This window comes from Kitasatospora sp. NPDC057542, assembly GCF_042801945.1.
Taxonomy (GTDB): Bacteria; Actinomycetota; Actinomycetes; order Streptomycetales; family Streptomycetaceae; genus Kitasatospora.
In genome coordinates this window covers 1-24,860 of record NZ_JBHVFE010000081.1, presented here as the reverse complement: position 1 = coordinate 24,860, position 24,860 = coordinate 1, and the positions used below count along the sequence as shown (strand labels likewise).

Sequence of the window (24,860 nt, the reverse complement as noted above, 5' to 3'; positions counted from 1 at the left end):
GGGCGGCCTCAGCGCGCCGCCTGCGCCAGCCCGAGCGCGTACGGCAGCCAGAACTCGCCGGCCCGGGGCTCGCCCCGGCCGCAGTCGCCGTCCGACTCCCCCGGGTTCTTGATCCACAGGTAGGCGTCCACCCCGGCCCGGCCGGTCTCGGTGGTCGGTCGCTCGCCGAGCGCGCGCCCGGGCGGGTTGCACCAGGCGTTGCCCCCCAGCGCCCCGTTGCCGCTGCGGCTGGTGTCGATGACGAAGTTCTTCCCGCCCAGGGCCGCGGAGAGCCTGGCGCCGTACGCCGCGTTCCGGTCGGTGTCGTAGAAGTTGGCGATGTTCACGGCGAAGCCGTCCGCCGCCGCGATGCCCGACTTGCGCAGGGCGGTGGCCAGTTCCTCCGGGTCCTGCGCCCAGCCGGGGTTGCCCGCGTCCAGGTAGACCCGCGCGTTCGGGTTCTTCTTCAGCTCCTGGACGGCGAAGGCCAGCAGGCCGTACCGCTCGGCGGCCAGGTCGCCCTTGATCCCGCAGTTGTCCAGGGTGTGCGCGACGGCGTCCGGCTCCAGCACCACCCAGGCCTTGCGGTCGCCGAGGGCCTGCGCGATGCCGGTGATCCAGGCCCGGTAGGCGGCCGCGTCGGGGGCGCCGCCGGCCGAGTACTGGCCGCAGTCCCGGTGCGGGATGTCGTACGCGACGAAGACCGCCGTCCGGCCGGCCTCGGTGGCCCGCCGGCTCACCTGCTCGGCGATCTCCCGGGCGCCCTGCTCGCCGAGCCACTGGGAGGAGGGCTGGGCGGCGATCCGCAGCAGCGTGTCGGCCTCCGCCGTCCGGCCCTGACCGCGCAGCGCGGTCACCTGGTGGGCGGCGTTGGTCCGGTCGGAGACGTAGAAGGCCTGCCCGGGAAGCTGGGCGAGGGCCCCGTCCGCACCGGCCTGACCTGTGCCCGCACCCTGACCTGTGCCCGCACCCGGGCCCGCACCCGGGCCGGTGCCCGCGGCCGGACCCGAGCCCGCCGCGGGAGCGGCGCCCGGTTCGCCGCCGCCCGCCGAACCGCTGCAGCCGGACGCGGCCGTCAGCACCACCCCGGCCAGCAGTACCCCCGCGGCCCACCGCAACGTCCCCGTCCGCCCCAGCCCGTGCACGTCCCGCCCCTCCCCGGGACCGGTCCGGCGACCGGTCGGCATCAGCTAAGCACACCCGGCACCGGCCGGCGGCCACCGACGGTGAACGGCACGTGGCCGTGGGCGAACGGGACATCGAACCCGTCCGGCCCACGGCCACCGGCGCGCAGCGGCGCCCGAACCGATCAGGAGTGCTCGGGAGTCCTCGGGAGCACCCGAGGCGCCCGCACCGGGGCTCAGTCCTGCTTCAGGTTCGGCACCTGCCAGTCGATCTCCGCGCCGCCGAAGGAGTCCAGCGCGGCGTTGATCTGCGAGAACGGACGGCTGCCGAAGAACAGCTTGGCCGACAGCGGCGACGGGTGGGCCCCCTGCACCACCACGTGCTTGGTGGTGTCGATCAGCGGCAGCTTCTTCTTCGCGTAGTTGCCCCACAGCACGAAGACCACCGGCTCCTCGCGGTCGCTCACCGCCTTGATCACCGCGTCGGTGAACTTCTCCCAGCCCTTCGCCTTGTGCGAGTTGGCCTCGTGCGCGCGGACCGTGAGCACCGCGTTGAGCAGCAGCACGCCCTGCTCGGCCCAGTGCATCAGGTAGCCGTTGTCCGGAGCGGGGACGCCCAGGTCGGCGTCCAGCTCCTTGAAGATGTTGCGCAGCGACGGCGGCGTCTTGGTGCCCGGCAGCACCGAGAAGCTCATGCCGTGGGCCTGGCCGTTGTCGTGGTACGGGTCCTGGCCGAGCACGAGCACCCGGACCTTGTCGTACGGAGTGGCCTCCAGCGCGGCGAACTCCTGGCCGCTCGGCGGGAACACCTCGTGCTCCGCGCGCTGGGCCGCCACGAAGGCCGCCAGCTCGGCGAAGTACGGCTTCTCCGTCTCGGCGCCCAGCACCTCGCGCCAGGACTCGGGGAGCTCCAGCCCGCCGCCCTCGCCGGCCTCGACCACGCTCGCCTCGACCGTGTCCGTCACGACATCTACCTCCCACACCGCGGCTGCTGCGCCGCACGCCCTCTTTCACCCCGAACGCTACACAGCCCCACCGACAACTCACTCCCCCGGAGCGGGCTCCGGGCTCCGGGCGGCCGCCCGCTCCACCCGCAGGTGCTCCACCGCGTTGAGCGCCACCAGCAGCACCGCGAGCACCACCAGCACCACCAGCGCCGGCAGCCGCACCATCGCGGGCAGCAGCGCCAGCACCACCGCCGCCGCCGCGATCCGGGTCGTCGCGACCTGACGGAACATCATCCACCGCGTGTACCCGAAGGTCAGCAGGTACAGCCCGCAGCCGCCGTACAGCAGCGCCACCGGACCCGCGCCGAGCGCCCGCCGCGGGTCCGCGACCGTCTCCCCGAAGCCGACCGCCACCCCGATCACCCCGGCGGCCAGCGCCAGGTGCCCGTACTGGAAGATCCTCCGGACGACGTCCCGGCGCGAGTCGGCGACCTCCACGGCGTGCCGCATGGCGTCCGCCGCGTACACGAAGTACTGCCACCACAGGCCCGCCGAGATGGTGAACGCGACCGCCACGGCGGCGAGTTCGGCCGCATCCAGCCGCGCCGCGGCCGCCGTGCCGCCGATCCCGACGATCGACTCGCCGAGCGCCACCAGCAGGAACAGCGCGAACCGCTCCGGCATGTGCGCCGGGTGGTACGCCACCACCGCGAGCCGCCGCCGGAACAGCAGCGGCGCGGTCAGGTCGCCGAGCGCGGCCGCCGCCCACAGTGCGAGCCGCGGCCCGTCCGGCAACAGCCCTCCCGCCAGCAGCAGCGGCCCGCTGACCAGCACGCCCACCCCGTACGGACCGCGCCAGACACCCAGGATCCGGACCACCAGGAGCAGCAGCACCACCCGGGCCAGCCAGTACGCGGCGCCGAGCAGCACGCCCCGCCCGCCGTACGCCCCCGGGACCGCCAGCGCCATGAACAGGCCGGCCAGCCCGACCAGCAGGATGCCCAGCCGGTCCCGCAGGTTGTCCACGTCCCGGATGTTGGCCTGCACGGTGGTGCCCACCCAGCACCAGTACACCGGCACGAACACCACCAGCGCCCGGACCAGCCCGGTCACGTCGTGGTCGTGGTGCAGCAGCCCGGAGACCTGGGTGATCGCGAAGACGAAGACCAGGTCGAAGTACAGCTCCGCCCAGGTGACCCGCTTCTCCCCCGGTCCCAGCGCTTCCCCCGTGACACCCATCCGCCCGGCCCTCCCCGCAGGTACGAAGCGGCCCCGCTCCGGCGACCGGCCGGAACGGGGCCCACGACAGCACCGCAGAGGCTAGACCAGCTCGACCAGGTCCGCGATCGACTTGACCACACGGGTCGGCCGGTACGGGAAGCGCTCCACGTCGTCGGCGGCGGTCAGGCCGGTGAGCACCAGGATGGTCTCCATGCCGGCCTCCATGCCCGCGACGATGTCGGTGTCCATCCGGTCGCCGATCATCACCGCCGTCTCGGAGTGGGCGCCCGCGGTGTTCAGCGCCTCGCGCATCATCAGCGGGTTGGGCTTGCCGACGAAGTACGGGTCGACACCGGTCGCCTTGGTGATCAGGGCCGCGACCGAGCCGGTGGCCGGCAGCACGCCCTCGGTGGAGGGGCCGGTCTCGTCCGGGTTGGTGCAGATGAACCGGGCGCCCTGGTTGATCAGGCGGATCGCCTTGGTGAGCGCCTCGAAGGAGTAGGTGCGGGTCTCGCCGAGCACGACGAAATCGGGCTCGCTGTCGGTCAGCACGTACCCGGCGTCGTGCAGCGCCGTGGTGAGGCCGGCCTCGCCGATCACGTAGGCGGTGCCGCCCGGCCGCTGGGTGCTGAGGAACTTGGCGGTGGCCAGCGCCGACGTCCAGATGTTCTCGGCCGGGATGTCGAGTCCCATCCGGGCGAGCCGGGCGTGGAGGTCACGCTGGGTGTAGATCGAGTTGTTGGTCAGTACCAGGAACGGCTTGCCGGACTCCCGCAGCTTGCTGATGAACTCGCCGGCCCCCGGGATCGGGGTGCCCTCGTGGATGAGGACCCCGTCCATGTCGGTCAGCCACGACTCAATGGGCTTGCGCTCTGCCACGTAGGTGTCTCCCTCGGTCTTGCAAAAGCTCTGAACGATCTCGCACATCGCTCCGGACCGGACACCATCGGCCGGCCGGGCGCCACAGGCTGCCCCAACGCCGACCAGCGTAGTCGGGGCGGGGAACTGGTCCAGCTCCACCTGCGCAGCCTGCCGCTCCCGGCCGTTCCGGCGGAACCGGGAGCAAACGGGCACCTCGTGATTGAGTGGGCGCATGAACCCGCAGACGACCTCCCGTCCGTTCCGCGTCGGCCTGATCGGCTACGGCCTGGCCGGCTCCGCGTTCCACGCACCGCTGATCGCCACCACGCCCGGGCTGCGGCTGGACGCCGTGGTCACCGCCAATCCCGACCGGCGCGCCCAGCTGGCGCGCGAGCACCCCGACGCCCGGGCCGTGGACACGCCCGAGCAGCTGCTCGCCGACCCGGACGCGCTCGACCTGATCGTCATCGCCTCCCCCAACCGCACCCACGCGCCGCTCGCCCGCGCCGCCCTGCGGGCAGGCCTGGCCACCGTGGTGGACAAGCCGCTGGCCGGCACCGCCTCCGAGGCGCTGGAGCTGTGCCGGCTCGCCGAGGCGCAGGGCGTCCTGCTCTCGGTCTTCCACAACCGGCGCTGGGACGGCGACTTCCTCACCGCGAGCCGGCTGGTGCACGGCGGCGCGCTCGGCCGGGTGCACCGCTTCGAGTCCCGCTTCGAGCGCTTCCGCCCCAAGCCCAAGCCGGGCTGGCGGGAGCTGGCGGACCCGGCCGAGGTCGGCGGCACGCTGTACGACCTGGGCAGCCACCTGGTCGACCAGGCGCTCACCCTGTTCGGGCCGGTCGAGACGGTGTACGCGGAGATCGACGTGCGGCGCGACGGCGCGGTCGTGGACGACGACGCCTTCCTCGCCCTCACCCACGCCTCCGGCACCCGCTCGCACCTGTGGACCAGCGCCGTCACCCCGCTGATCGGCCCCCGGCTGCGGGTGCTCGGCGACACCGCCGGATACGTCAAGCCCGGCATGGACCCGCAGGAGGCCGACCTGCGGGCGGGCCTGCGCCCGGACGGCACCCGCCCCTGGGGCGCCGACCAGCCCTCGCACTACGGCACCCTCGGCACCGACGAGTCCGCGATCTCGCTGCCCACCGACCCGGGCGACTACCCCGCCTTCTACACGGGCGTCGCCGCCGCCCTGACCACCCCGGGCACCCCGCCCCCGGTCGACCCGCGCGACGCGGTGGCCGCCCTGACCGTGCTGGAGGCAGCCCGCGCCTCCGCCGCGACGGGGACGGCGGTCCGCCTGGGCTGACGGACGCCTTGTCGGGCCTGCCGCTCCACCTCTCGCATAACTTCTAAGATGATTCGATGATCAGTCAGCGGGGGTGGCAGGCCGACGGCGAGGAGCGCCTGCGGCGCGAGCAGGAGTGGTCCGCCGAGCAGAAGAAGCGCGAGAAGGCGTGGACCGAGGAGTTCGAGGAGCGCCGGAAAGCCCTCCAGTCCGAGGAACACCAGCTGGCCACGTCCATCGCCGCGAACCGGGCGGCCTGGGCGGACGGCCGCCGGAGCGGAGCCGCATTCGCCGGCTACGTCGACGTCACCGGGCCCGACGCCGTGCCCGTACGCATCGCGGTGGTGTGGCTCGGACGGATCGGAGCCACCAGGAGACCGCTGAACGACTACGACCCCCTCCGGTTTGTCTCCGGCGCCGGCGGCGGCGAGGGCGTCCTCCTCCTCATCCCCGTCGCCGCCCTCGTCGGTCTGAACTTCGGACTCCGCTGGCTCGTCCTGCGGCTGCTCGGCCGCCCGCGCTGGGCCGTTGCCGCCAAGGCGGGAAGCGACCGGGGCAAGCGCGGGGGCAACACCGTCCTGCTGCGCACCCGGGACCGGGCGACGGCCCTGAAGTACGCGGCCGCCCTGGCCGACCGGATCGAGCAGGACGGGACGGCCGCCCTCACACCCCGATGACCTCCACCGCCGAGCCCAGCCCCCGGAAGTCCGCCACGTTGCGGGTGTACAGCGGCAGCCCGTGGGCCGAGGCGACCGCGGCGATCATCAGGTCTATCCGGCGCGGGCGCGGCTGCCGCCCGGCGGCGATGGTGAGGGTGACCAGTGTCCCGTAGCGGGCGGCGGCGGCCGCGTCGAAGGGCAGCGGGTCGAAGTCCGCCATCGCCGCGCCCAGCACCTCCAGCCGGGCCGCCCGGCTGGCCGGGTCGCGGGCCATCGACACGCCCTGCTGCAACTCGGCGAAGGTGATCGCGGTCAGCTCCGGCACGGCCGGCAGGTCGGACGGGTGGAGCAGCGCCAGGTCGATGTAGACGCAGGTGTCCAGCACCCCGGCCGGCCGACGCCGGGGCGCTCTGCGACGCTCAGCCACGCCGCCGCTCGAACGGGTCGTCGTCCTCGTCCCCCACCAGCTCCTCGGGCCCGAAGTACTCCTCGGCCTCCTTGCGCATCTGCTGGTAGTCCACCCGCGGCAGCTTCACGTGCCGCGCCACCAGCTCCTCCGCCGTGAGCCGCCGCCGCCCCGACACCGGCCGCAGCTCCGCGACCTCGACCCCGTTCCTGGTGATGTGGAAGGTCTCCCCCGCCTCCACCGCGTCCATCACCGCGGCGGAGTTGTTCCTGAACTCCCGCTGGGTAATCGTCTTCACCCCTCCACGGTAGCCCCGCGTAGCACCCCTGGCTACACCCCGCACAAGCCCCGCCCGATCCGCCGAACCCCCGCCCCCGCCGGGCCAGATCCGCTAGGTTCGATCACGATCGTTCGAACAGAGGGGGGCTTCTGTCATGACCGGCACCGGCGAGAAGGATCAGAATCCATGGCTCTACGGCCAGGACGCGCCACCCGCGCGGGATCCGCTCAGCCCACCCCGCACGACCGGGCCCTGGACGGGTGCTGCGAGCCCATCCGTCCTGGTGCAGCCGGCCGTGCTCCAGCAGGGCGCCGGCGAATCGCGCCGACTGCGGGGTGAGTTGCAGTTCTCGGTCAGCCGCGTCGAACCCGACACCGCCGCGGCCGTCCAGGCTCTGAGCGGTGGGTGGGCCGGCGGCCCTGCGCTGTCGCAGGCGCTCACCTGGTGGAAGGCGCGCTGGACCAGCCTCGACAACCGGCTCGGCCTGACCGCCGACCGCCTGGACGCCACCGCACGCAGCTACCTCGCAGCCGACGACTCCGCCGCGGCCGACTTCAAGGGGCCGTGAACCATGGTGACCTTCGCCCTGCTCCGCCACGCCTCCTTCGCTTCCCTCGACCACGCGGGCGGCACCTGGACCGGCGTCTCCGGCCACATGGAGCACCTCGCCGGCCAGATGCGGTCCGGCGTGCTCCGGCCCCTCTCGGGCGGCGGCCCGTACGCGGCCCCAGGCTCCGGGAGCCGGCCCTGGACCGGCGCGGCCGCCGACGAGGCGGTCCGGGAGATCGGGCTCCTGACCGACGAACTGCACGCCTTCCCCTACGAGGCGCTGGCCGTCGCCGCCGCGCTGCACCGCGCCCGGAAGGCCTTCGCCGAGGCCCAGCAGAAGCTGCTGCGGGCGATCGGCGACGCGGAGGCCCTCGGCGCGACCGTGTCCGACGACGGCACGGCCACGCTGCCCGACCTGCCGTCCGAGGAACGCAACGACCCCGAGGCGATCGCGCACCAGAAGCGGAAGTGGGACGAACTGCAGCACCACGTCCGGGACATGACCGCGGCCCTGACAGCCGCCACCGAAGCCGACAACGCCGTGGCCGCGGCCCTGCGCGCGCTCAACCCGGAGGAGGTCGACCCGGCGACGCACCCCGACGGGGCAGCCAACGCCCTGAGCGACCTGGAGGGGGCGATGGCCATGCCGACCGACCCCAAGGCCCGGAAGGAGTGGTGGGCGGCGCTCGATCCCGCGGGGCGCCGACCGTCAGGGCACAGTCACCGACCCGGGCAGGGAGACCCGATGAAGCGGCGATGGGTGCTGCTAGGGGTTCTGCTCCTGCCACTGGTGCTGATCGCCTGCGTGGTGGGGGCGCGCCACTGGGTGCGGGAGCTGGAGCGGAACCCACCTGCCAACAGTGGGCGGCCGGGCTCGTGGATGACGGTCTCCTCGGAGCGGGTCACGGATTTCGCCCGGATACGACTGCCTGCGTCGGCGAGCGAGGTGAGGTGGTCGTACCTGATCGGGTTCCAGGACGATCTGGCGTTCCTCTCGTTCCGGCTGCCGCCAGGTGAGGAACAAGGATTCCTGGCCGGCTTGGGGATCGCGATAAAGCCGAACGCCGGCACCGACTTCGGCACCTACGGGCTGGAGGGATTCCATCAGGCCGGGGCACCAGACCCGACGACCGCGGGGCCCCTGCGGTACGGCTCCTTCATCGCCGAGCCACTGCCTGGGCACAACAAGCGCCTCGGGGAGTCCGTGTGGCTGGCGGCGGAGGCGGACGGTGGCACGCGGGTGTGGGTGTCCGCGATGGATGCGCCGTAACGGAATCCCGCCGGAGTCGGGAACCCGGCGGGCCGCAGGAGGAGTTCGACATCGTCGGTAGGACCAAGCCGATCACCATCCAACTCGACGACCCCGCCGCCCCCGGAGGGAAGACGCCATGACGCGCAAGCAACGATGGGTACTGCTGCTGGCGATCGTGGCGCCGCTGGCGTTGGTGGGGGCTGCTGTGGGGGGCCTGTACTGGCTGCGAGAGTGGGACCGGCATCCAGCACCGGACAGCGGGCGGCCCGGATCGTGGATGACGGTCACCTCGGAGTTCGTCATGGAGTTCTCGCGCGTGCGGCCGCCCGCGTCGGCGGGCGAGGTGCATTGGGCCTACCAGAAGGGGTTCCAGGACGACTCCGCATACCTCTCGTTCCGGCTGCCTCCAGGGGAGGAGGAGCGGTTCCTCGCGGATCTGAAGATGACGGTGAAGCCGAGCTTCGAGAACCGGGTCGACAGCAGTGCGCTGACGGGGTTCCAGCGGGCGGGGGCACCGGATCCGAAGGCGGCGGGCCCCTTGCGGGAGGGCTCCTTCCTCGCCGAACCGTTGCCCGGGCACAACAAGCGGCTCGCGGCCACGGTGTGGCTGGCGGCGGAGGCGGACGGGGGCACTCGGGTGTGGGTGGACGCGGGGGATTCGCCGTAGGGATTTGGTCGAAAGCAGGAACCCGGCGGGCCGCAGGATCGTCCTGCTGGTACGTCAGGAAGCCGAGGGGACACCGGGAGGGGGAGCGCGCCGTGGCCGTTGTCGCGATGCTGCTGGGCCTGCTCCGGGTGTTGACCGGGGAGTTGGTGGCCGACAGCGGGACGCTCGCGTCCGTTGCCGCCGTCGCGGCAGTGGCGCTGGTGGCCGGGGCGGTCGCCGGGGCGCTGGCCGGGGCACGGCTGTTGGGGGCGCGGGCGCCGGCGGCGGTGCGCAGCGGGGTGCTGCGGCGTCGGGCGTTCGGTACGGCGTTCCTTCCGCAGCGTGATCCGGACGCCCGGGGCAGGCGACGCCCCAGGGCGCCGGGAGCGGCCCTGGCGGCCGCGTGATTCCGTCGTAGATCCGTAGATCCGTAAGACGTTCTTCGCGGCCGTCCTCCGCCGTTCACTCATGTCCTGAGACCCCGGAGGGCTCGCTTCACCATGTCCGTTCTCGCCGTTCTCGACCCGGCCGTCGCCCTGGCGCACGCCGCCGTCGCCGCCGTCGCCCACCTGGTGCCGACCGCACTGGCCATCGTCCTGTTCACCGTCGCCGTCCGGCTGGCGCTGCATCCGCTGGCGCGGGCGGCGGCGCGTGGGGAGAAGGCCAGGGCGCGGCTGGCGCCGAAGGTCGGCGCGCTGCGAAGGAAGCACAAGGACCGGCCGGAGAGGCTGCGGGAGGCACTGGCCGAGATGTACCGGAAGGAGCAGGTGTCGCCGTTCGCGGGGTGCCTGCCGGTGCTGGTGCAGGTCCCGTTCTTCTCGGTGATGTACCGCCTGTTCACCACCCCCGACGACCTGCTGGACCACACCCTGTTCGGCGTGCCGCTGGGCCTGCACGTCACGGGCGCGCACGGCGCCGGGCAGTGGGCGGTGTTCGGGGTGCTGTTCGCCGGGCTGGCGGCGGTCGGGGTCGTCAACTTCCGCCGGGCCCGGCGCGCGGCCGCGGCTGCGGCGACGACGGCGCAGCCCGCCCCGCAGCCGGGGGCGGGGCTGCTGCCGTACCTGTCGTTCGGTTCGGTGCTGTTCGCGGCGCTGGTGCCGGTGGCCGCCGCGCTCTACCTGCTGACGGCCGGCGTCTGGTCGGCCGCCGAGCGGGGCTGGCTGTACCGGGACGGGTCGCCGGTGCCGGCGACCCCCCCGATTGCCTGACCGCCTGTCAGAAGTGGCGCAGCAGCTCGGGGAAGGCCCCGAGCTGCAGCGTCGCCTCGTCGGGTCCGAGCTCCGCGTGCTCCAGCACCCAGGTGTGCTCGTACGGGATGAAGACGGTGCGCAGGCCGGCCCGGCGGGCGGGGGCGATGTCGGACTTGGGCGAGTTGCCGATCATCCAGGTCCGGCCGGGGGCGAGGTCGAGGTCGGCGGTGAGCTGCCGGTAGGTGTCGACCGACTTCTCGGCGACGATGTGGATGCCGCGGAAGTGGTGGTCGATGGTGGAATCGGTCACCTTGCGCTGCTGTTCGCCCTGGTCGCCCTTGGTGAGCAGGAGCAGGTGGTGGCGGTCGGCGAGGGCGGCCAGGGTGTCGGCGACGCCCGGGATCAGTTCGACGTCGCGGCTGGTCAGCGGGGTGAGCAGGTCGTCGATCCGGGCCTGCTCGTCCGCCGTGGGGGTGCGGCTGTTGAGCTGCTGCAGGCAGTCGGCGAGGCTCTGCCGGAAGACGGTGGCGCCGTAGCCGAGGGTGGCGGAGTTGACGGCCTCGATCTCGTTCAGCAGGGCCCTGGTGCGCTCCTGTTCGGCCGGGGTGGCGACCCAGTCCAGGAAGCCGTCGATGACCCGCTCGAAGAGGACGTTGTTCTCCCAGAGCGTGTCGTCGGCGTCGAAGATCAGGGTCTGGTCGGTGTGCATGCGATGGTCTCCAAGGTCCGGTGGTCTCCGGGGAAGTCGGTCAGGCGGCCGGCAGCAGGAGGGCGGCGCGGTCGAGGGTCTCACGGAGGTTCTCCTCGGTGGTCCGGCGCTTGGCCTCCTCGACGGTGAGCCACTCCAGCGGGGACGCCGGGTTCTCGGGCCGGGCCTGCTCCGGGGTGCCGGTGGCCAGCAGGAAGCGCAGGTCGGCGTGCTCGTGCGCGGGTTCGGTGGGCGAGGCGGGGACGGGCACCACGGCGAGGTGGACGAGGGCGGGGCCGGGCCAGGGGGTGAGGTCGGGCAGGCCGGTCTCCTCCAGGCCCTCGCGCAGGGCGATGTCCAGCGGCCGGGTCTCTCCCGGGTCGCCGTGACCGCCGACGTGCAGCCAGGCCTGCTGGCGGACGTGCCAGCGCAGCAGGACGCGGCGGGTCGGCGGGTGGACGATCAGCGCGGAGGCGGTGAAGTGGAGCGGGAAGGTGCCTCTGTTCCAGGCGTCGGCGACGCCGAGGAGGCGGCGCGCCCGCTCGTGGTCGGCGGTCTCCACCGGGCCCTGCGGGCGGTGGTCGTCCAGCAGTCGGGCCAGGTCGGGGCTCTGCGACGGGCCGCCCGTGGTCACCATGGGTCTGCACTCCTCGTTCCGTTCCGGGGCCGTGCGGACCGCGCGGACCGCGTCAACCGGCTTGCGGGAGCGGGTGGTCGGGCCGGCGGTCGGGCCCGGGGCTTCGGGTTCCGGCGAACCCGCGCAGCCTAGCCGGGGGCGCCCGGGCGGCCCACCGGTTTTCGCCTGCGGGCGCACGGGCCCGCTCGGACCTGCGTACGCTTCGGCGGACGTCCGCGGCGGACGTTCCACCGGAGGACATCTTCCGTACCGCCGGCGGCATACCGGCTGGTCCGGGCGTTTCCCCGGAGGCCGTAGCCTGTGGTGATCGTTTCGGTACAGGTGGAGGGATGTCGTCATGGTGGCTGCTCCGGCGCTCGCCGAGCTGCGCGAGGTGTGCCAGCCGCAGGCCAAGCTTCAGAGCCGCAACGGCGAGCACTGGGCGGGCCGGCTGTACATGCGGCGGATCTCGCTGCGGACCACCCGGATGCTGGTGCGCACCTCGGTGTCGCCGAACACCCTGACCTGGGTGATGGTGGTGTGCGGGGTCGGCGGCGGCGCGGCCCTGCTGATCCCGGGCCCGACCGGTGCGGTGCTGGCCGTCGTGCTGTTCCAGCTGTTCCTGCTGTTCGACTGCGTGGACGGCGAGGTGGCGCGCTGGAAGCGCCAGTTCAGCATGGCCGGGGTGTACGTGGACCGGCTCGGCGCCTATCTGGCGGACGCCGCGCTGATGATCGGCGCGGGCGTACGGGCGGCCCGCGGCGGGTCGGAGCTGTGGGTGTCGGCGGGGCTGGCGACCGCGCTGGGCGTGGTGCTGCTCAAGGCCTCGACGGACCTGGTGGACGTGGCCCGCGCCCGCAGCGGGCAGCTTCCGGCGACCGAGGAGTCGACGCAGCCGCGCTCCCAGGGCATCGCGACGGCCCGCAGGGTCGCCTCGCTGTTCAAGATCCACCGGGTGACGAACGGCATCGAGGCCTCGCTGGTGCTGCTGGCGGCGGCCGCGGTGGACGCGGGGCTCGGCAACCTGGACGCCACGCGGTGGTCGCTCGCGGGCATCGCGGTGATCACCTGGGGCATGGTGGTCGCGCACCTGGCGTCGATCCTGTCCTCCTCGCGGCTGCGCTGAGCGGCCTGCGCCCCGGGGGCGGGGGCCCCGAAGGCCGAGGCGCCCTGCGCCCGGGGGTCGAGGCGCCCCTCCCCCGCCCGGGGGAGGCCCCGGCGCCGAGACCGCCGCCGGACGGACGCGGCGGGCCGGGTCCGCGCGGGAGGGTGAGGGCATGACGACCCCGCCCGCTGCCGCCACCGCCGTTCCCGCCCCGCCCCGCTGGGCCGTGCGCGCCGCCCACCTCGCCGCCGTCACCGCGCTGCCCTCCGGACTGTGGCGGCTCGGGCTGGTGGCGGGCTGGCACGGCGGGTACACCGAGGCCGGCTACCGGGCGATGGGCTTCTCCGGGTGGGGCGCGGTGTGGCCGGTCTTCCTGAGCCTGAGCACCGAGGCGCTGGCGCTGCTCACGATCGGGCTGGTCCGCCCGTGGGGCACGGTGCCGCCCCGCTGGATGCCGTTCCTCGGCGGCCGCCCGGTCGACCCGCGCGCGGTGGTCGCCGCGGCCTCGCTCGGCGCCGCCGGCCTGGCCCTGCTGTGGACGCCGTTCGCCGCGTGGTGGGCCATGCCGGGCGCGGACATGACCCCGCGCGGCCACTTCCTGGTCGGCTTCCTCTATCTGCCGACCGTCGCCTGGGCCCCGCTGCTGGCGGCCGTCACCGTGTCGTACCACCGACGGCACCGCCGACACCCGGCGACTGCGACCGCAACCGCAACCGCAACCGCAACCGCAACCGCAACGACGGCCCCACGCCCCCGCGCGGCCTGAGCCACGGCCGGCCCACCCACGACGCCATGCAGCAGGTCCGGGCGAGCGGCGAGTACGCGGTGCGCGTCGACGGTCGGGCCCGGAACGGCGGCGCGCCCTGCACGGGAAGTCGACTCTGCCGACTTCCCGTGCAGGGCGCGTCACTTCGCCGGGTTCAGCGACCGGAGGGGCTCGCGGACTCGGCGGAGGAGGCGGAGCCGGACCGGCCGGTGGCGGTGGTGGCGGTACGGACGCGACGCTTCAGGGCCATGTGCATGACAGAGATTCCTTTCGGAGAAGAGGAGGAGACGGGAGCCGCCCGCGACGACTCGTCAGCTCAGCGGCTTACCGGGACACCAGGCGTCGCCCCAGGCCGTCGTCTGGACGCAGCTGTGGCCACCGTGCCCGTCGCCGGAGTCCGTCAGCGTCGCGCCGTCGAACACGGAGGCGCCGGCCGGGGCCACTCCACCCAGCCAGGCGGCGGCACCCAACGCGACCGCGGCCAGTGTCCGCGTCACGATTCCTCGCATGACGACAGCTCCCATCACTTCGGGGACAGTTCCACAGGTTTCGGACGTTTCCGCAGTTCCCGCGGCATCGCCCGGTCCGTGATCGTCACCCTGCCAGTCGGCGGATGGCCACGGCATCCCCCGCAAGGGATCATGAGCCTGCCTGGCAGCTTTAGGAGGCATGCGATGGAGCCCGGGACCGGCCCCGACCCGACCGCCGACGTACCCGCACTCGACAGCGCGGCCGTCACGCTCTACCGGTGGACGGTGGTGCACGAGCGCCTCACCCCGGCGACCCTCGCCCAGGCGGCGTCCGAGACCGACCTGGGCCTGCCGGAGTGCGAGGCGGCCGTCCGGCAGCTCACCGGAGCCTGCCTCTTCCAGGAGCTGTTCGCCGACGACGCCCCGGCGGACGGGGGCCCCGCAGGCAGGCGCCCGGTCGCCTGGCAGCCCGTCAGCCCCCAGGCCGCGACCGCACAGCTGCTCTCCGAACGCGACACCGCCCTGCGCGCCCGAGAGGAGGCCCTGCGCGAGCAGCGGCGGATCGTCCAGCAGCAGCGCGACGGGCTCGCGGCGCTGGTGCCCGTCTACCTCCAGGCCCGCCAGCACGCCTTCCCGCAGGGCACCATCGACCGGCTGCCGGACAAGTTCGCGGTGCGCTCGCTGCTCGCCGACGTGATCGACTCCTGCCGCAGCGAGGTGCTGGTCTCCAAGCACGGCGGGTCGTTCCCCCCGGCCGCCCTGCGCGAGGCGCTGCCGCGCGACCTGGCGCTGCTCGACCGGGGCGTGAGGATGCGCAGCCTCTACCAGCACGCGACCCGCTTCGACCAGCCCACCCGGGTGCACGCGGAGCAGCTCATCGAGGCCGGCGCCGAGATCCGGACCCTGCCGGAGGTGCTGCCGCAGCTGATCATCGTGGACGGCTCGCTGGCCCTGCTGCCCGCCAGCTCCGGCGGCGCGCTGATCATCCGGGAGCCCGACCTGCTCTCCTACCTGCTGACGGTCTTCGAACGGGACTGGGAGAACGCGACCCCGTTCGCCAGTGGCCCGCAGGCCGCGCACGACGTCACCAAGACGATGAAGCAGAGCATCCTGGTGCTGCTCGCGAAGGGTCTCAAGGACGAGTCCATCGCCCGCCGCCTCGGCATCTCCCTGCGCACCTGCCGCCGCCACGTCTCGGACCTGCTGGACAGCCTCGGCGCGCACAGCCGCTTCGAGGCCGGCGTGGTCGCGGAACGACTGGGCCTGACCTCGCACCCGGCGCCTGCCACACCGCCCGTCGAAGCCAGGGAGCCCGTACGGACGGCGGCGCCCGTCCGGGCGGCGGCGCCCGTCCGGGCGGCAGCCTGCCCCGCCTGCGGCGAGCCGCTGACGGCGCCCGCCTCCTCCCCCGACGGCCAGCGTCCGGGCGGCCGCCCGCCCCGCTACTGCTCGCCCCGCTGCCGCTCCCGCGCCTACCGGACCCGGCAGCGGGAGGGCGCGAACCGCGTCACGTAACCCGGCGGCGGCGTGACGTAACCCGGGGCCGGGCCTGTCCGACGAGGGAGGACCGCGGCGGCAGGACGCCGAACTCGTTGCTCTCGGGATCCGCGAGGACGCCCACGGCTCGTCGGCCGGCAAGGCGGGGCCGTCGTCGTGTGCCGTCCGGAAACCCACGTGCCCCGTCCGTGCCCGTTCTGCTTGACTCCCCCGCCATGAGCACCTCGCACGTCCTGCCGGTCCTGCGCACGACCAACCGGTGGGCCGCCTACGACGCCGCCCGGCGACTGCTGGCCCTCGCCGTCTCCCCCAGCGGGATCGAGGTAAGGGCGTACGCGCCGCAACTCACCCCGGTACAGGCCCGTCCGCTGCGGGCGGCCTTCCCCGAGAACGTGGGGATCCGAGGCGACCTGGGCCACCCGGAGCCCGGCGAGGAGGCGGCAGTGGAGCCGGCTCCGTTCGTCTTCAGCGCGGAGGAGCGGCCTGCCGGGGCGGTCGAGGAGCAGTTCCTCGACGTCGTCGGGACCGTCACCGCCGAGTTGTCCTGGGACGGCTTCGCCTGGCCCGCCGCCCCGGAACTCGGCCTGGAGCCGCGCTACAAGGACACCGGACTCCAGCTCCTCCTCAACAACCGCAGCCTCGACTACGACGACCCGGCGGGCGACCACACGCTGTTCATCCACTTCCGCGCGGGCGACGTCGAGCGCGCCGAGTGGCTGGCCCGGCAGGTGGGGCTGGCGCCGATCGGCCCGGTGGAGCTGGGCTGGTAGCCGCCCGGAAATCCGCATGACCGTTCGTGCCTGATCTGCTTGACTCCCCGCCATGAGCACCTCGAACGTCCTGCCGGTCCTGCGCACGACCAACCGGTGGGCCGCCTACGACGCCGCCCGGCGGCTGCTGGGCACCACCGTGCACCGCCGCTCCACGGAGGTGCACGCGTACGCGGACGAGCTCACGGCGGCGGAGGCCCGGCGGCTGTTCGAGGCCTTTCCCGACCACGTGTACCCGGGCAACCGGGAGCGGAGCGTCGGGCACGACGAAGTCCGGCGGCTGTTGGCGGCGGACGATCCCCGGGTGGACGCGCTGGCCCCGTTCTCGTTCCAGCTGGACGAGCAGCCCGTCGGGTCGATCGAGGACAGGTTCCTCGGCCTGCGCGGCTCCTCGCCCGCCTCACTGTCCTGGAAGGGCTTCGCCTGGCCGGCCGTTCCCGAACTGGGCCTGGAGCTCCGCGCCAAGGACGCCGGTGTCCAGATCGCCCTCAACAGCCGCAACGTCGACTTCGACCGCCCGGCGGGCGACCACACGCTGTTCATCCACTTCCGCGCGGGTGACGTCGAGCGCGCCGAGTGGCTGGCCCGGCAGGTGGGGCTGGCGGCCATCGGCCCGGTGGAGTCGGGCTGGTAGCCGCCCGGGCATAGCCCCCGCCCGATCGGCGTTGGGCCGGGCATGGCCAAGATTCTGGTGATCGGCGCAACCGGCAGTGTGGGCAGGCACGTTGTGGCCTCGCTGGCCGAAGGCGGCCACGAGGTGCGGGCGTTGGTGCGGGACGCGTCGAAGACGCGACTCCCCAGGGGGGTCGAGGCCGTCCAGGGCGACCTGAAGGAGCCCGACAGCCTGGGGCCGGCGCTGGCCGGCGGGGTGGAGGCGGTCTACCTGATGTGGCCCGGGCTGCCCGTGCAGCCCCTGGTGGTGGAGCTGATCGCCCGGCACGCCCGGCGGGTCGTCTACCTCTCGGCGGACGTGGCGGACCTCGCCGACGACGAGCCGGCCGTGATCTTCCACCAGGAGGTCGAGCGGCTGATCCGGCGGTCGGGCCTGCGCTGGACCTTCGTCCGGGCGATCGACTTCGCGGGCAACCTGCTGGCCTGGGCCGACCAGGTGCGGGAGGGCGTGGTCCGCTGGCCGTACGGGCGGGCGCGACGTTCGCTGGTGCACGAGCGGGACGTCGCGGACGTCGTGGTGCGGGCGCTCACCGAGGGCGGGCACGAGGGCGCCGCCTACGTGGTGACCGGCCCGGAGTCGCTCTCGCACGCCGAGCTGGCCGGGATCATCGGCGAGGAACTGGGCGTCGCGGTGCGGTGGGAGGAACTGCCGCCGGAGACGGCCCGCGAGCAGCTGACGGCGGCCTGGGGGAACGCGGCGTTCGTGGAGGCCCGGCTGCGCGCCTGGGAGTCGTTCACGCACGAGCCGGAGCGGGTGACCGGCACCGTGCAGGAGGTGCTCGGGCGTCCGCCGCGCGATGTCCGCAGCTGGGTGCGGGATCACGCGGCGGACTTCCGGTAGGCCGGGGCCGCGCGTCGGCGAGCCTCGGCCGTCGGGCCTCAGCCGTCGGGCCTCAGCCACCGGGCCTCAGTACCGGACGGCCTTCACCACCACGGGCAGGAGGGTCTGGTCGGCCGGCTGCCTGCTGAAGGCGACGGGCTGGGCCTTGCCGTTCGGCGGGACGTTCTCGGCACCGACGACGGCGCTGTCCACGGCCTTGCCGCTGGTGTCGGTGAAGTCGACCTGGACCGCGTAGGAGGCCGTGGTGAGCCCCGAGTTCTGGATGGTGACGACCACGGCGTGCAGGCCTCCGGTGTTCTGCCGTGCGAGGCCGGTGATGGTGATGTCGTTCACCGCGTTGCCGCCGTCCGGCACCCCGCTGAGCACCGAGGTGGCCTTCTCCCTGGTCATCGCCTGCTGGGCCGAGACGGACGCCTCGAAGGCGGACGCCGCCGCGGACATGGAGGCGGCGGCTTCGGAGGAGGCCACCGCCGCCGAGGCCGCCGCGGCCGACGCCGAGGCCAGCAGCGACTCCGCGGCGGAGGCGATGGCGGAGGGCGGCTCGCCGGAGAAGGCGCTCGCGTTGGGCGGGGTGGCCGACGGTGAGCCGGCCGCCGTGCCCGACGGGCTGCTGCCGCAGGCCGCGAGCACGACGGCACCGGATGCCGCCACGATCAGCGCGACCGTGCGCTGCACCGTCCAGCTCCGGGCCGGTGGCCGGTCGCCGCCCGGGGAACGGACGAGCGGCGGGCGCCCGGGCAGCGGGCGGTGGCCGGTTCGGCCGTGGCTGGGGGGACTGTGGAGTTCACGCACCGAGGATCCCTCTCCTGGTCGGTGTTCGGCGGCCGAGGGGCCCGTACGTCCCCATGCTTGGCAACATCCCGCTCCACAGCGACAGCTCCTGACCCGTCCGAGTGGGCGGGTGCGCGCGAGCGCGGCCCGGCAAGGGCCCGGACGGGGTCCGAGGGCAGGCCTCGGGAGCCTCAGGAACCCCGGGAACCTCAGGAGCCGATGGTCAGCACCGCCTTGCCGTGCAGCCGCCGCCCGAGCAGGGCGTCGACCGCCTCGGCCGCGTCGTCCCAGTCGCCGCGCCAGGTGATGCCCGGGTCCAGCTCGCCCGCCGCCACCCGGTGGGCGAGCCAGCCGAGGTCGCGGTCGAGGCCGGCGCAGGCGAGCAGGTAGAAGGAGACCACCGAGCGGTCGTGCCGGGCCGCGTCGCCGAAGAGGGCGCCGAACGCGAAGTCCTCCCCCTGCCCGGAGCTGTGGCCGGCGGCGACCAGGGTGCCGCCCGGAGCCAACGCCTGGTAGGCCTCGACCAGTTGGGGGCCGCCGACGAGGTCGACCACACCGTCGACCGGTCCGGCGGCCTCCTTCGGAGAGGCGATCACCTCGTGGGCGCCGAGGCCGCGCAGCAGTTCGCCCTTGCGGGCGGGCGAGCCGGTGGACGCGACCACGTGCGCGCCAGCCGCCCGGGCGAGCTGGACGGCGTAGCGGCCGACGCCGCCGGTGGCGCCGGTGACCAGGACGCTGCGGCCGAGCAGCGGACCGATGCGGTGCAGCGCGCGCAGGGCGCTGGCGGCGGCGACCGGGATGGTGGCGAGGGCGCCGAGGTCGGCTCCGGCGAGTGCGGAACCGATCAACCCGGTGTCCACCGCCCGCAGTTCGGCCCAGCCGCCGGCGGTCATCAGGGTGACCACCGGGGTTCCCGCGGCGGGGCCGGAGCCGTCGGCGGCGGCGCGTTCCACGATTCCGGCGGCGTCCCAGCCGAGGACGGTGCCGTCGGGGGCCGTGTCGAGGCCGAAGGCGACCTCGCCGTAGTTGAGCGAGGTCGCGGTGACCCGGACCAGCGCCTGGTGGGGTGCCGGTTCGGGGTCCGGAGCCGTGCCGAGGCGCAGGCCGCCGGGGGCCGAGCGGTCGACCAGGAGTGCGCGCATGGAAGATCCTCCCCAAGATTCTGCCACTGAGTGGCATAAGCCTACAGGTGGCACTACCGGCCCCACTAGACTGACCGCGATGACTTCCGAGAAGGCCACCGCCACGGCACCGGAGCGGGGCGCCGGGCAGGCCCCCGAGACCCCGGGCGCCACGCTCCCGCTGCGCGAGCGCAAGAAGCTGCGCACCCGCCAGGCACTGATCGACACCGCCCTGGAGCTGTTCGGCGAGCACGGCTTCGACGGGGTGACGCTGGACCGGCTGTGCGAGGCCGTCGAGGTCTCCAAGCGGACCTTCTTCCGCGCGTTCACCAGCAAGGAAGACGTCGCGATGGCCCCCACCCAGGACCTGTGGGCGGCGTTCCTGGAGGTACTGGAGAGCCGCCCGCCGGGCGACGGCAGGCTGCTGGCCGTCCTGGAGGAGACCCTCGCCGAGGCGATCGACCGGATGCCGGGCGACGGCTGGGCCGAACGCGCCCTGGCGAGCCGCCGGCTGGCCGCCCGGACGCCCTCGATGGACGCCCACGGGCTGGCCTTCTGCGAGCGGACGACCCGGGAGGCGGTGTCGGCGGTCAGCCGCCGGTTCGCCCTCGACGGGCCCCAGGCCGGCGCCGGACTGCGCGCCCGGCTGGCGGTGGACATGCTGGTCGCCGCGTTCCACCAGGCGATGGACGGCTGGGTGGCACAGCCGTCCGGACACACCCGCGCGGACCTCGCGCGGCGACTCCGGGCGGCCTGCGCCGAACTGCCGGGCGCGCTCGCGTCGACGGTCGAGCCGCGGCAGGCGTGAGCGAAACCGCGGCAGGCCTGAGCGAAACCGCGACGACCCCGAGCGGAACCGCGACGGGCCGCCAAACCCGCCCGGAGGGGCTTACGCCGCCCGCAGGGAGTCGAGCCAGCGCAGCAGGCGAGCCCCTTCGCGGGTCATGACCTCCGGGTCGCGCAGGGCGTTGGCGAGCAGGGACATGCCCTGGTAGCCCGCGACCAGGGTGAGCGCCAGGCCGTCCGGGTCGGGCAGGCCCAGCTCGCGGAACTGGCCCGCGGCCCAGTCGAGCAGCCGCCGGATCACCGCGCCCGCCTCCGCGTCGAGGTCCCCGTCGGCGCGCTTGTCGAGCTCGACGGCCAGGGTGCCGGTCGGGCAGCCGTGCCGCGCGGCGGTGTCGCGCCGGCCGACCCAGGCCTCGACCAGCGCCTTGAGGCGGTCCAGCGGGTCGGGCAACTGCTCCAGCCGGTCGGTGAGTTCGTCCAGGTGTGCGCTGTGCTCGGAGAGCGCGGCGCGGACCAGCTCGCCCTTGGTCTTGAAGTAGTAGTAGACGTTCCCGACCGGGACGTCCGCCTCGCGCGCGATGTCGGCGAGGGTGGTGCGTTCGACGCCCTGTTCGTGCAGGACCCGGGCCGCGGCCGCGGTGAGCCGCCGGCGCTTCTGCGACGCCGCCGCGCGGCGATTCACTGAGTCAGTCATCCGACTGACTATAGACAGCTGCCCGCGGAGGCGGCTACGGTCTTCCCCGAGCCAGTTCTCAGTCAGCCAACTAACTCACTCATGGGGGCGGAAATGATCACAGTGACGGGCGCGACCGGCACCATCGGCCGGACGCTGGTGGAGCTGCTGGCCGGGGCGGGCGAGCAGGTGGTCGCCGTGTCCCGGCAGCCGCAGCCCGCCCACCCGGCGGCCGGGGTCCGCTGGGCCCGGGGCGGCCTCGGCGACGCCGCCGGCCTGCGCCCGGCCCTCGAAGGGTCTCGCGCGCTGTTCGTCCTGCTGGGCGGCGAGCTCAACAGCCACGGCGAGAGCCCGGAGGCCCTGCTGAGGACGGTCGCGGACGCCGGGGTGGAGCGGATCGTCCTGGTCTCCTCGCAGGTCGGCGCCACCCGGCCGGACGCGCCCTCGCACGCCCGGCTGCGGGAGTTCGAGTCCGCCGTCCGCACCTCCGGACGGGACTTCACCGTCCTGCGCCCCGGCGGCTTCGCCTCCAACGCCTTCGCCTGGGCCGAGACGGTCCGTACGAAGCGGACGGTCTTCGCGCCGTTCGGCGAGGTGGCGCTGCCCGTCGTCGACCCGGCGGACATCGCGGCGGTCGCCGCGGCCGTACTGCGCGAGGACGGACACGGCGGCCGCATCTACGAGCTGACCGGCCCCGAGGCGATCGGGCCGCGTCGACAGGCCGAGGTCATCGCCGAGGCACTGGGCGAGGAGGTGGCCTTCGTGGAGCTGTCCCGGGAGCAGGCCCACGCCCACCTGGCGCAGTTCATGCCGGAGCAGGTGATCGCCGGGACCCTGGACGTGCTCGGCGCCCCGCTCCCGGCCGAGCAGGCGGTCAGCCCGGACGTGGCGACGGTGCTGCACCGCCCGGCCGCACCCTTCCGGGCCTGGGTCGAGCGCAACCTGCCGGCCTTCCGGTAGAGCCGGCGCGGCAGTCCCGGGCGCGCACGAAGCGCACCGAGCGCACGAAGCGCACCAAGCGCGGCGCGCCCGGGACGGGGCTCACCCGGACAGGGCTCAGGCGCCGGCCGGCTTGGCCGCCTCGGCGCCCGCCGCCTCCGGGGTGGGGACGGCCCGCAGCCGGGGAGCGGGCGGCGCGGGGATGACGGCGGCGACGGCGGCCGCGATCAGGGCGACGCCGCAGCCGATCACCAGGCCGACCCGGAAGCCGCTCTCCGAGGGCAGGGTGTGGCCGCCCAGGGTGATGGTCATCTGCGACAGCACCACGCCCATCACCGCGGCGGACACCGAGGTGCCCAGCGAGCGCATCAGGGTGTTGAAGCTGTTCGCCGAGGCCGTCGCGGACAGTGGCACCGCGCTCATGATCAGCGCGGGCATCGCACCGTAGGCCAGGCCGACGCCGCTGTTGCAGACGATCGTCACGATCAGCACGCCCCAGGTGGAGCCCATCAGCGGCAGCGCCAGCCCGTACCCGACGGCGATCGTCAGCGCCCCGGTGACCAGGGTGAACTTCGGTCCGCGCGCGGCCGACAGCTTGCCGCCGAACGGGGAGACGACCATCATCATCAGCCCGCCGGGCGCCATCCACAGGCCCATCGCCAGCATCGACTGCCCCAGCCCGTAGCCGGTGGCCGTCGGCAGCTGGAGCAGCTGCGGCACGATCAGCGCCTGGGCGTACATGCCGAAGCCGACCAGGACGGAGGCGGCGTTGGTCAGCAGCACCCGCGGGCGCGCGGTGACCCGCAGGTCCACCAGCGGGTCGGTCACGCGCAGCTCCCAGCGGGCCCAGAGCATCAGGATCGCCGCGGAGGCGGTGAACAGGCCGAGGGTCCCGGTGCTGCCCCAGCCCCAGTCGCCGCCCTTGGAGACGGGCAGCAGCAGGCAGACCAGGCCGATGCTCAGACCGATCGCGCCGACGAAGTCGAAGCGGCCACCGGCGGCGCGGCCGGCCGGCGCCGGGGCCGGGATGACGGTCCAGAGCATGCCGATGATGACGACGGTCAGCACGGCGGTGCCCCAGAACAGCACCCGCCAGCTGGCGTAGTCGGCGACGCCGGCCGCGATCGGCAGGCCGAGGCCGCCGCCGATGCCCATGGAGGCGCTGACCAGCGCGATCGCCGAGCCGAGCCGCTCGGGCGGCAGGACGTCGCGCAGCAGGCTGATGCCGATCGGCACCAGGCCCATGCCCATGCCCTGCAGGGCCCGTCCGGCGATCATCGGCACCACGGAGTCGGCCACCGCGCACAGCACCGAGCCGAGCAGCAGCGGGACGCAGGATGCGATGAGCATCGTCCGCTTGCCCAGGAGGTCGCCGAGGCGGCCGCTGATCGGGACGAAGACGGCGGCGGAGAGCAGGGTCGCGGTGATGACCCAGGAGGCGTTGGACGCGGTGGTGTGCAGGAGTTGCGGGAGTTCACTGATCAGCGGGGTGACCAGGGTCTGCATGATCGCGGCGACGGTGCCGGTGAAGGCGAGCGTCGCGACGATCGGACCGGTGCGGGGAGCGGGGGCGGGGCCGTTGATGACGGGCCTCCTCGGGCAGTCGAAGAGCAGGGGTGTGCACAAAACACACGATGTGCATGAAACACAAGACGGTCAGCTTACACATGATGTGCGCTCTGCACATCATGTGCGACGCGCATGCCTCTGGCATACTGAAGGGTGATCCACGGAGAACCCGCAGGTCGAAGCGGTGATGAAGGGACTTCGACATGACCAGCCCCACGCACGAGGTCGCCCTCGAATTCCTGGTGTTCGCCCGGCACCGCGACCTCAGCCAGGTCAACGCCAGGCCCGAGGGCAGCCAGCTCGAACGCAGCGCCTACATCCTGCTCAGCCGGGTCGGCGCCGAGGGGCCCATGTCCATCGGGCAGTTGAGCGACGCCTTCGCCCTGGACGTCTCCACCCTCAACCGGCAGACGGCGGCCCTGAAGAGCGCGGGACTGCTCGAACGCATCCCGGACCCGGACGGCGGGATCGCCCGCAAGTTCCGCCTCACGGAGGAGGGCCGGCGCCGGCTGGACGCGGAACGCGAGGCGCACGTACGGGCGCTGAACCTCGTGATGACGGACTGGCCGGAGGAGGACATCGCCTCCTTCGCCGGCTTCCTGCGCCGCTTCAACACCGGGATCGAGCGGCTCGACGGCCGCCCCTGGCCGCGGAGCTGAGGGAACGGGGAGAGGGACGGGGAGAGGGACGGGGCGGGGGCGGCTTCAGGCCCGAGACCTGCCGGGATCCCGGACGGCGAAGCGCCGTGGGATCAGGAGCGCTTGAACAGCTCGACGGCGCCGTCGGCGACCTCGACCACGATCGAGTGCAGGCTCTCGATGCGCGAGACGATCGCCTCGCGCGGCCCCTGCCGCCAGACGTCGCTGCCGTAGAAGGCGTCCTCCTGCGAGCGGTGCTGCTCGATCGAGTCGAACGCCCGGATCAGGTACGCCTCCTCGTGTCCGTCCTCGTCCACCAGCGACGCCCCGTGGTCGACGACCCGGATCCCGGCCGCCCGGAGGAGCGGGACGGCCTCCTCGGCCATCACCCGGACGAAGTCGGCGCGGGTGCCCGGCTTGAGACGGTAGGTGCGGAGTTCCAGTATCACGGTGATTCCTCCCGGCACTTGACGGCATGTGAGACCGAAGGCCCATCCCCCGGTCGGGGCGGAAGCCTACGCGGGAGCGGGAGAGTC

The 24,860-nt window shown here is 73.8% G+C and carries 30 protein-coding genes; 16 read left to right on the top strand and 14 right to left on the bottom strand.

The window, feature by feature from the left end; translation table 11 throughout:
* Positions 1-8: 8 nt before the first annotated feature.
* From ACFU7Y_RS13450 to ACFU7Y_RS13435, 4 genes are all read right to left on the bottom strand, one after another.
* Positions 9-1,166 carry a glycoside hydrolase family 6 protein gene (locus ACFU7Y_RS13450; protein WP_380767928.1) on the bottom strand — a complete coding sequence of 386 codons (1,158 nt, stop codon included), beginning with the start codon at positions 1,164-1,166 and terminating at the stop codon, positions 9-11.
* Positions 1,167-1,339: 173 nt separating this feature from the next.
* On the bottom strand, positions 1,340-2,068 hold the full coding sequence (locus ACFU7Y_RS13445; protein ID WP_380767926.1) for a uracil-DNA glycosylase: 729 nt from the start codon (positions 2,066-2,068) through the stop codon (positions 1,340-1,342).
* Positions 2,069-2,146: 78 nt separating this feature from the next.
* Positions 2,147-3,289 carry a low temperature requirement protein A gene (locus ACFU7Y_RS13440; RefSeq protein WP_380767924.1) on the bottom strand — a complete coding sequence of 381 codons (1,143 nt, stop codon included), beginning with the start codon at positions 3,287-3,289 and terminating at the stop codon, positions 2,147-2,149.
* An 81-nt stretch (positions 3,290-3,370) separates the two neighbouring features.
* On the bottom strand, positions 3,371-4,150 hold the full coding sequence (locus tag ACFU7Y_RS13435) for an HAD-IIA family hydrolase (protein ID WP_224282856.1): 780 nt from the start codon (positions 4,148-4,150) through the stop codon (positions 3,371-3,373).
* Between the two features lie 214 nt (positions 4,151-4,364).
* On the opposite strand from ACFU7Y_RS13435, the gene ACFU7Y_RS13430 reads away from it, so the two are divergent.
* Together ACFU7Y_RS13430 and ACFU7Y_RS13425 are read left to right on the top strand one after the other, a co-directional pair.
* Entirely contained in the window at positions 4,365-5,441 is a 1,077-nt protein-coding gene (locus ACFU7Y_RS13430) for a Gfo/Idh/MocA family oxidoreductase (protein ID WP_224282855.1), read from the top strand.
* 56 nt (positions 5,442-5,497) lie between these two features.
* A complete protein-coding gene (locus ACFU7Y_RS13425) occupies positions 5,498-6,097 on the top strand; it encodes a hypothetical protein (protein ID WP_380767921.1) in 600 nt (199 codons plus the stop codon).
* Here ACFU7Y_RS13425 and ACFU7Y_RS13420 read toward each other — a convergent pair.
* Both ACFU7Y_RS13420 and ACFU7Y_RS13415 read right to left on the bottom strand, forming a co-directional pair.
* Positions 6,084-6,506: a type II toxin-antitoxin system VapC family toxin gene (locus ACFU7Y_RS13420; protein ID WP_224282853.1), complete on the bottom strand. Its 423-nt coding sequence runs from the start codon at positions 6,504-6,506 to the stop codon at positions 6,084-6,086. The two genes, ACFU7Y_RS13425 and ACFU7Y_RS13420, sit on opposite strands and share 14 nt — an antisense overlap.
* Positions 6,499-6,783 carry a type II toxin-antitoxin system Phd/YefM family antitoxin gene (locus tag ACFU7Y_RS13415; protein WP_380767920.1) on the bottom strand — a complete coding sequence of 95 codons (285 nt, stop codon included), beginning with the start codon at positions 6,781-6,783 and terminating at the stop codon, positions 6,499-6,501. The genes ACFU7Y_RS13420 and ACFU7Y_RS13415 overlap by 8 nt, the downstream gene beginning before the upstream one ends.
* A gap of 136 nt (positions 6,784-6,919) precedes the next feature.
* Between ACFU7Y_RS13415 and ACFU7Y_RS13410 the strand changes: the two genes are divergently transcribed.
* The 5 genes from ACFU7Y_RS13410 (at position 6,920) to ACFU7Y_RS13390 (ending at position 10,420) form a co-directional block, all read left to right on the top strand.
* Positions 6,920-7,333, top strand: a complete 414-nt coding sequence (locus ACFU7Y_RS13410) for a hypothetical protein (RefSeq protein ID WP_380767918.1) — start codon at positions 6,920-6,922, stop codon at positions 7,331-7,333.
* Between the two features lie 3 nt (positions 7,334-7,336).
* Entirely contained in the window at positions 7,337-8,584 is a 1,248-nt protein-coding gene (locus tag ACFU7Y_RS13405; protein WP_380767916.1) for a hypothetical protein, read from the top strand.
* 118 nt (positions 8,585-8,702) lie between these two features.
* The gene (locus ACFU7Y_RS13400) at positions 8,703-9,233 is read left to right on the top strand and encodes a hypothetical protein (RefSeq protein ID WP_380767915.1); all 531 of its coding nucleotides are present in this window, start codon (positions 8,703-8,705) and stop codon (positions 9,231-9,233) included.
* A gap of 92 nt (positions 9,234-9,325) precedes the next feature.
* A complete protein-coding gene (locus ACFU7Y_RS13395) occupies positions 9,326-9,619 on the top strand; it encodes a DUF6412 domain-containing protein (RefSeq protein WP_380767914.1) in 294 nt (97 codons plus the stop codon).
* A gap of 93 nt (positions 9,620-9,712) precedes the next feature.
* Entirely contained in the window at positions 9,713-10,420 is a 708-nt protein-coding gene (locus ACFU7Y_RS13390) for a YidC/Oxa1 family membrane protein insertase (RefSeq protein ID WP_380767912.1), read from the top strand.
* 7 nt (positions 10,421-10,427) lie between these two features.
* Here the strand turns inward: ACFU7Y_RS13390 and ACFU7Y_RS13385 are convergent, their stop codons facing one another.
* Both ACFU7Y_RS13385 and ACFU7Y_RS13380 read right to left on the bottom strand, forming a co-directional pair.
* Entirely contained in the window at positions 10,428-11,111 is a 684-nt protein-coding gene (locus ACFU7Y_RS13385; protein WP_380767910.1) for an HAD family hydrolase, read from the bottom strand.
* Positions 11,112-11,151: 40 nt separating this feature from the next.
* Positions 11,152-11,727, bottom strand: a complete 576-nt coding sequence (locus ACFU7Y_RS13380) for an NUDIX hydrolase (RefSeq protein ID WP_224285127.1) — start codon at positions 11,725-11,727, stop codon at positions 11,152-11,154.
* Positions 11,728-12,064: 337 nt separating this feature from the next.
* Here ACFU7Y_RS13380 and ACFU7Y_RS13375 point away from each other — a divergent pair, with 337 nt between their 5' ends.
* Both ACFU7Y_RS13375 and ACFU7Y_RS13370 read left to right on the top strand, forming a co-directional pair.
* The gene (locus ACFU7Y_RS13375) at positions 12,065-12,832 is read left to right on the top strand and encodes a CDP-alcohol phosphatidyltransferase family protein (RefSeq protein WP_224285126.1); all 768 of its coding nucleotides are present in this window, start codon (positions 12,065-12,067) and stop codon (positions 12,830-12,832) included.
* A gap of 151 nt (positions 12,833-12,983) precedes the next feature.
* Complete coding sequence (locus tag ACFU7Y_RS13370) at positions 12,984-13,577, top strand: hypothetical protein (protein ID WP_380767908.1); 594 nt, start codon at positions 12,984-12,986, stop codon at positions 13,575-13,577.
* A 311-nt stretch (positions 13,578-13,888) separates the two neighbouring features.
* Here the strand turns inward: ACFU7Y_RS13370 and ACFU7Y_RS13365 are convergent, their stop codons facing one another.
* Complete coding sequence (locus ACFU7Y_RS13365) at positions 13,889-14,074, bottom strand: hypothetical protein (RefSeq protein ID WP_224285197.1); 186 nt, start codon at positions 14,072-14,074, stop codon at positions 13,889-13,891.
* Positions 14,075-14,251: 177 nt separating this feature from the next.
* On the opposite strand from ACFU7Y_RS13365, the gene ACFU7Y_RS13360 reads away from it, so the two are divergent.
* From ACFU7Y_RS13360 to ACFU7Y_RS13345, 4 genes are all read left to right on the top strand, one after another.
* Positions 14,252-15,562 carry a LuxR C-terminal-related transcriptional regulator gene (locus ACFU7Y_RS13360; protein WP_380767907.1) on the top strand — a complete coding sequence of 437 codons (1,311 nt, stop codon included), beginning with the start codon at positions 14,252-14,254 and terminating at the stop codon, positions 15,560-15,562.
* A 197-nt stretch (positions 15,563-15,759) separates the two neighbouring features.
* Positions 15,760-16,314 (top strand): hypothetical protein, encoded by a 555-nt coding sequence (locus ACFU7Y_RS13355; protein ID WP_380767906.1) that lies wholly within the window; start codon positions 15,760-15,762, stop codon positions 16,312-16,314.
* 52 nt (positions 16,315-16,366) lie between these two features.
* Positions 16,367-16,948, top strand: coding sequence for a hypothetical protein (locus ACFU7Y_RS13350; protein ID WP_380767904.1), 582 nt, complete (start codon positions 16,367-16,369; stop codon positions 16,946-16,948).
* 42 nt (positions 16,949-16,990) lie between these two features.
* The gene (locus tag ACFU7Y_RS13345) at positions 16,991-17,827 is read left to right on the top strand and encodes an NmrA family NAD(P)-binding protein (RefSeq protein ID WP_380767903.1); all 837 of its coding nucleotides are present in this window, start codon (positions 16,991-16,993) and stop codon (positions 17,825-17,827) included.
* A gap of 66 nt (positions 17,828-17,893) precedes the next feature.
* Here the strand turns inward: ACFU7Y_RS13345 and ACFU7Y_RS13340 are convergent, their stop codons facing one another.
* Complete coding sequence (locus ACFU7Y_RS13340; protein WP_380767902.1) at positions 17,894-18,502, bottom strand: hypothetical protein; 609 nt, start codon at positions 18,500-18,502, stop codon at positions 17,894-17,896.
* Between the two features lie 305 nt (positions 18,503-18,807).
* Positions 18,808-19,740, bottom strand: a complete 933-nt coding sequence (locus tag ACFU7Y_RS13335) for a zinc-binding dehydrogenase (protein ID WP_380767900.1) — start codon at positions 19,738-19,740, stop codon at positions 18,808-18,810.
* A 79-nt stretch (positions 19,741-19,819) separates the two neighbouring features.
* On the opposite strand from ACFU7Y_RS13335, the gene ACFU7Y_RS13330 reads away from it, so the two are divergent.
* Complete coding sequence (locus ACFU7Y_RS13330; RefSeq protein ID WP_380767899.1) at positions 19,820-20,527, top strand: TetR/AcrR family transcriptional regulator; 708 nt, start codon at positions 19,820-19,822, stop codon at positions 20,525-20,527.
* Between the two features lie 81 nt (positions 20,528-20,608).
* Here the strand turns inward: ACFU7Y_RS13330 and ACFU7Y_RS13325 are convergent, their stop codons facing one another.
* Positions 20,609-21,199, bottom strand: coding sequence for a TetR/AcrR family transcriptional regulator (locus tag ACFU7Y_RS13325; RefSeq protein WP_380767897.1), 591 nt, complete (start codon positions 21,197-21,199; stop codon positions 20,609-20,611).
* Between the two features lie 93 nt (positions 21,200-21,292).
* Between ACFU7Y_RS13325 and ACFU7Y_RS13320 the strand changes: the two genes are divergently transcribed.
* Positions 21,293-22,138, top strand: coding sequence for an SDR family oxidoreductase (locus ACFU7Y_RS13320; RefSeq protein WP_380767895.1), 846 nt, complete (start codon positions 21,293-21,295; stop codon positions 22,136-22,138).
* A 96-nt stretch (positions 22,139-22,234) separates the two neighbouring features.
* Here the strand turns inward: ACFU7Y_RS13320 and ACFU7Y_RS13315 are convergent, their stop codons facing one another.
* Positions 22,235-23,701 carry an MFS transporter gene (locus tag ACFU7Y_RS13315; RefSeq protein ID WP_380767930.1) on the bottom strand — a complete coding sequence of 489 codons (1,467 nt, stop codon included), beginning with the start codon at positions 23,699-23,701 and terminating at the stop codon, positions 22,235-22,237.
* A 188-nt stretch (positions 23,702-23,889) separates the two neighbouring features.
* On the opposite strand from ACFU7Y_RS13315, the gene ACFU7Y_RS13310 reads away from it, so the two are divergent.
* A complete protein-coding gene (locus ACFU7Y_RS13310; RefSeq protein ID WP_224276109.1) occupies positions 23,890-24,345 on the top strand; it encodes a MarR family winged helix-turn-helix transcriptional regulator in 456 nt (151 codons plus the stop codon).
* A gap of 92 nt (positions 24,346-24,437) precedes the next feature.
* Here the strand turns inward: ACFU7Y_RS13310 and ACFU7Y_RS13305 are convergent, their stop codons facing one another.
* Complete coding sequence (locus tag ACFU7Y_RS13305; protein ID WP_224276107.1) at positions 24,438-24,773, bottom strand: NIPSNAP family protein; 336 nt, start codon at positions 24,771-24,773, stop codon at positions 24,438-24,440.
* Between the last annotated feature and the right edge of the window lie 87 nt (positions 24,774-24,860).

Excerpts from the sequence above, each read along its gene's own strand:
- ACFU7Y_RS13310 (WP_224276109.1), top strand. The coding sequence starts at position 23,890 with ATGACCAGCCCCACGCACGAGGTCGCCCTCGAATTCCTGGTGTTCGCC.
- ACFU7Y_RS13390 (WP_380767912.1), top strand. The coding sequence starts at position 9,713 with ATGTCCGTTCTCGCCGTTCTCGACCCGGCCGTCGCCCTGGCGCACGCC.
- ACFU7Y_RS13430 (WP_224282855.1), top strand. The coding sequence starts at position 4,365 with ATGAACCCGCAGACGACCTCCCGTCCGTTCCGCGTCGGCCTGATCGGC.
- ACFU7Y_RS13335 (WP_380767900.1), bottom strand. The coding sequence starts at position 19,740 with ATGCGCGCACTCCTGGTCGACCGCTCGGCCCCCGGCGGCCTGCGCCTC.
- ACFU7Y_RS13350 (WP_380767904.1), top strand. The coding sequence starts at position 16,367 with ATGAGCACCTCGAACGTCCTGCCGGTCCTGCGCACGACCAACCGGTGG.
- ACFU7Y_RS13425 (WP_380767921.1), top strand. The coding sequence starts at position 5,498 with ATGATCAGTCAGCGGGGGTGGCAGGCCGACGGCGAGGAGCGCCTGCGG.
- ACFU7Y_RS13370 (WP_380767908.1), top strand. The coding sequence starts at position 12,984 with ATGACGACCCCGCCCGCTGCCGCCACCGCCGTTCCCGCCCCGCCCCGC.
- ACFU7Y_RS13440 (WP_380767924.1), bottom strand. The coding sequence starts at position 3,289 with ATGGGTGTCACGGGGGAAGCGCTGGGACCGGGGGAGAAGCGGGTCACC.
- ACFU7Y_RS13345 (WP_380767903.1), top strand. The coding sequence starts at position 16,991 with ATGGCCAAGATTCTGGTGATCGGCGCAACCGGCAGTGTGGGCAGGCAC.
- ACFU7Y_RS13320 (WP_380767895.1), top strand. The coding sequence starts at position 21,293 with ATGATCACAGTGACGGGCGCGACCGGCACCATCGGCCGGACGCTGGTG.
- ACFU7Y_RS13330 (WP_380767899.1), top strand. The coding sequence starts at position 19,820 with ATGACTTCCGAGAAGGCCACCGCCACGGCACCGGAGCGGGGCGCCGGG.
- ACFU7Y_RS13375 (WP_224285126.1), top strand. The coding sequence starts at position 12,065 with ATGGTGGCTGCTCCGGCGCTCGCCGAGCTGCGCGAGGTGTGCCAGCCG.
- ACFU7Y_RS13360 (WP_380767907.1), top strand. The coding sequence starts at position 14,252 with ATGGAGCCCGGGACCGGCCCCGACCCGACCGCCGACGTACCCGCACTC.
- ACFU7Y_RS13410 (WP_380767918.1), top strand. The coding sequence starts at position 6,920 with ATGACCGGCACCGGCGAGAAGGATCAGAATCCATGGCTCTACGGCCAG.
- ACFU7Y_RS13450 (WP_380767928.1), bottom strand. The coding sequence starts at position 1,166 with ATGCCGACCGGTCGCCGGACCGGTCCCGGGGAGGGGCGGGACGTGCAC.
- ACFU7Y_RS13400 (WP_380767915.1), top strand. The coding sequence starts at position 8,703 with ATGACGCGCAAGCAACGATGGGTACTGCTGCTGGCGATCGTGGCGCCG.
- ACFU7Y_RS13325 (WP_380767897.1), bottom strand. The coding sequence starts at position 21,199 with ATGACTGACTCAGTGAATCGCCGCGCGGCGGCGTCGCAGAAGCGCCGG.
- ACFU7Y_RS13385 (WP_380767910.1), bottom strand. The coding sequence starts at position 11,111 with ATGCACACCGACCAGACCCTGATCTTCGACGCCGACGACACGCTCTGG.
- ACFU7Y_RS13380 (WP_224285127.1), bottom strand. The coding sequence starts at position 11,727 with ATGGTGACCACGGGCGGCCCGTCGCAGAGCCCCGACCTGGCCCGACTG.
- ACFU7Y_RS13405 (WP_380767916.1), top strand. The coding sequence starts at position 7,337 with ATGGTGACCTTCGCCCTGCTCCGCCACGCCTCCTTCGCTTCCCTCGAC.
- ACFU7Y_RS13355 (WP_380767906.1), top strand. The coding sequence starts at position 15,760 with ATGAGCACCTCGCACGTCCTGCCGGTCCTGCGCACGACCAACCGGTGG.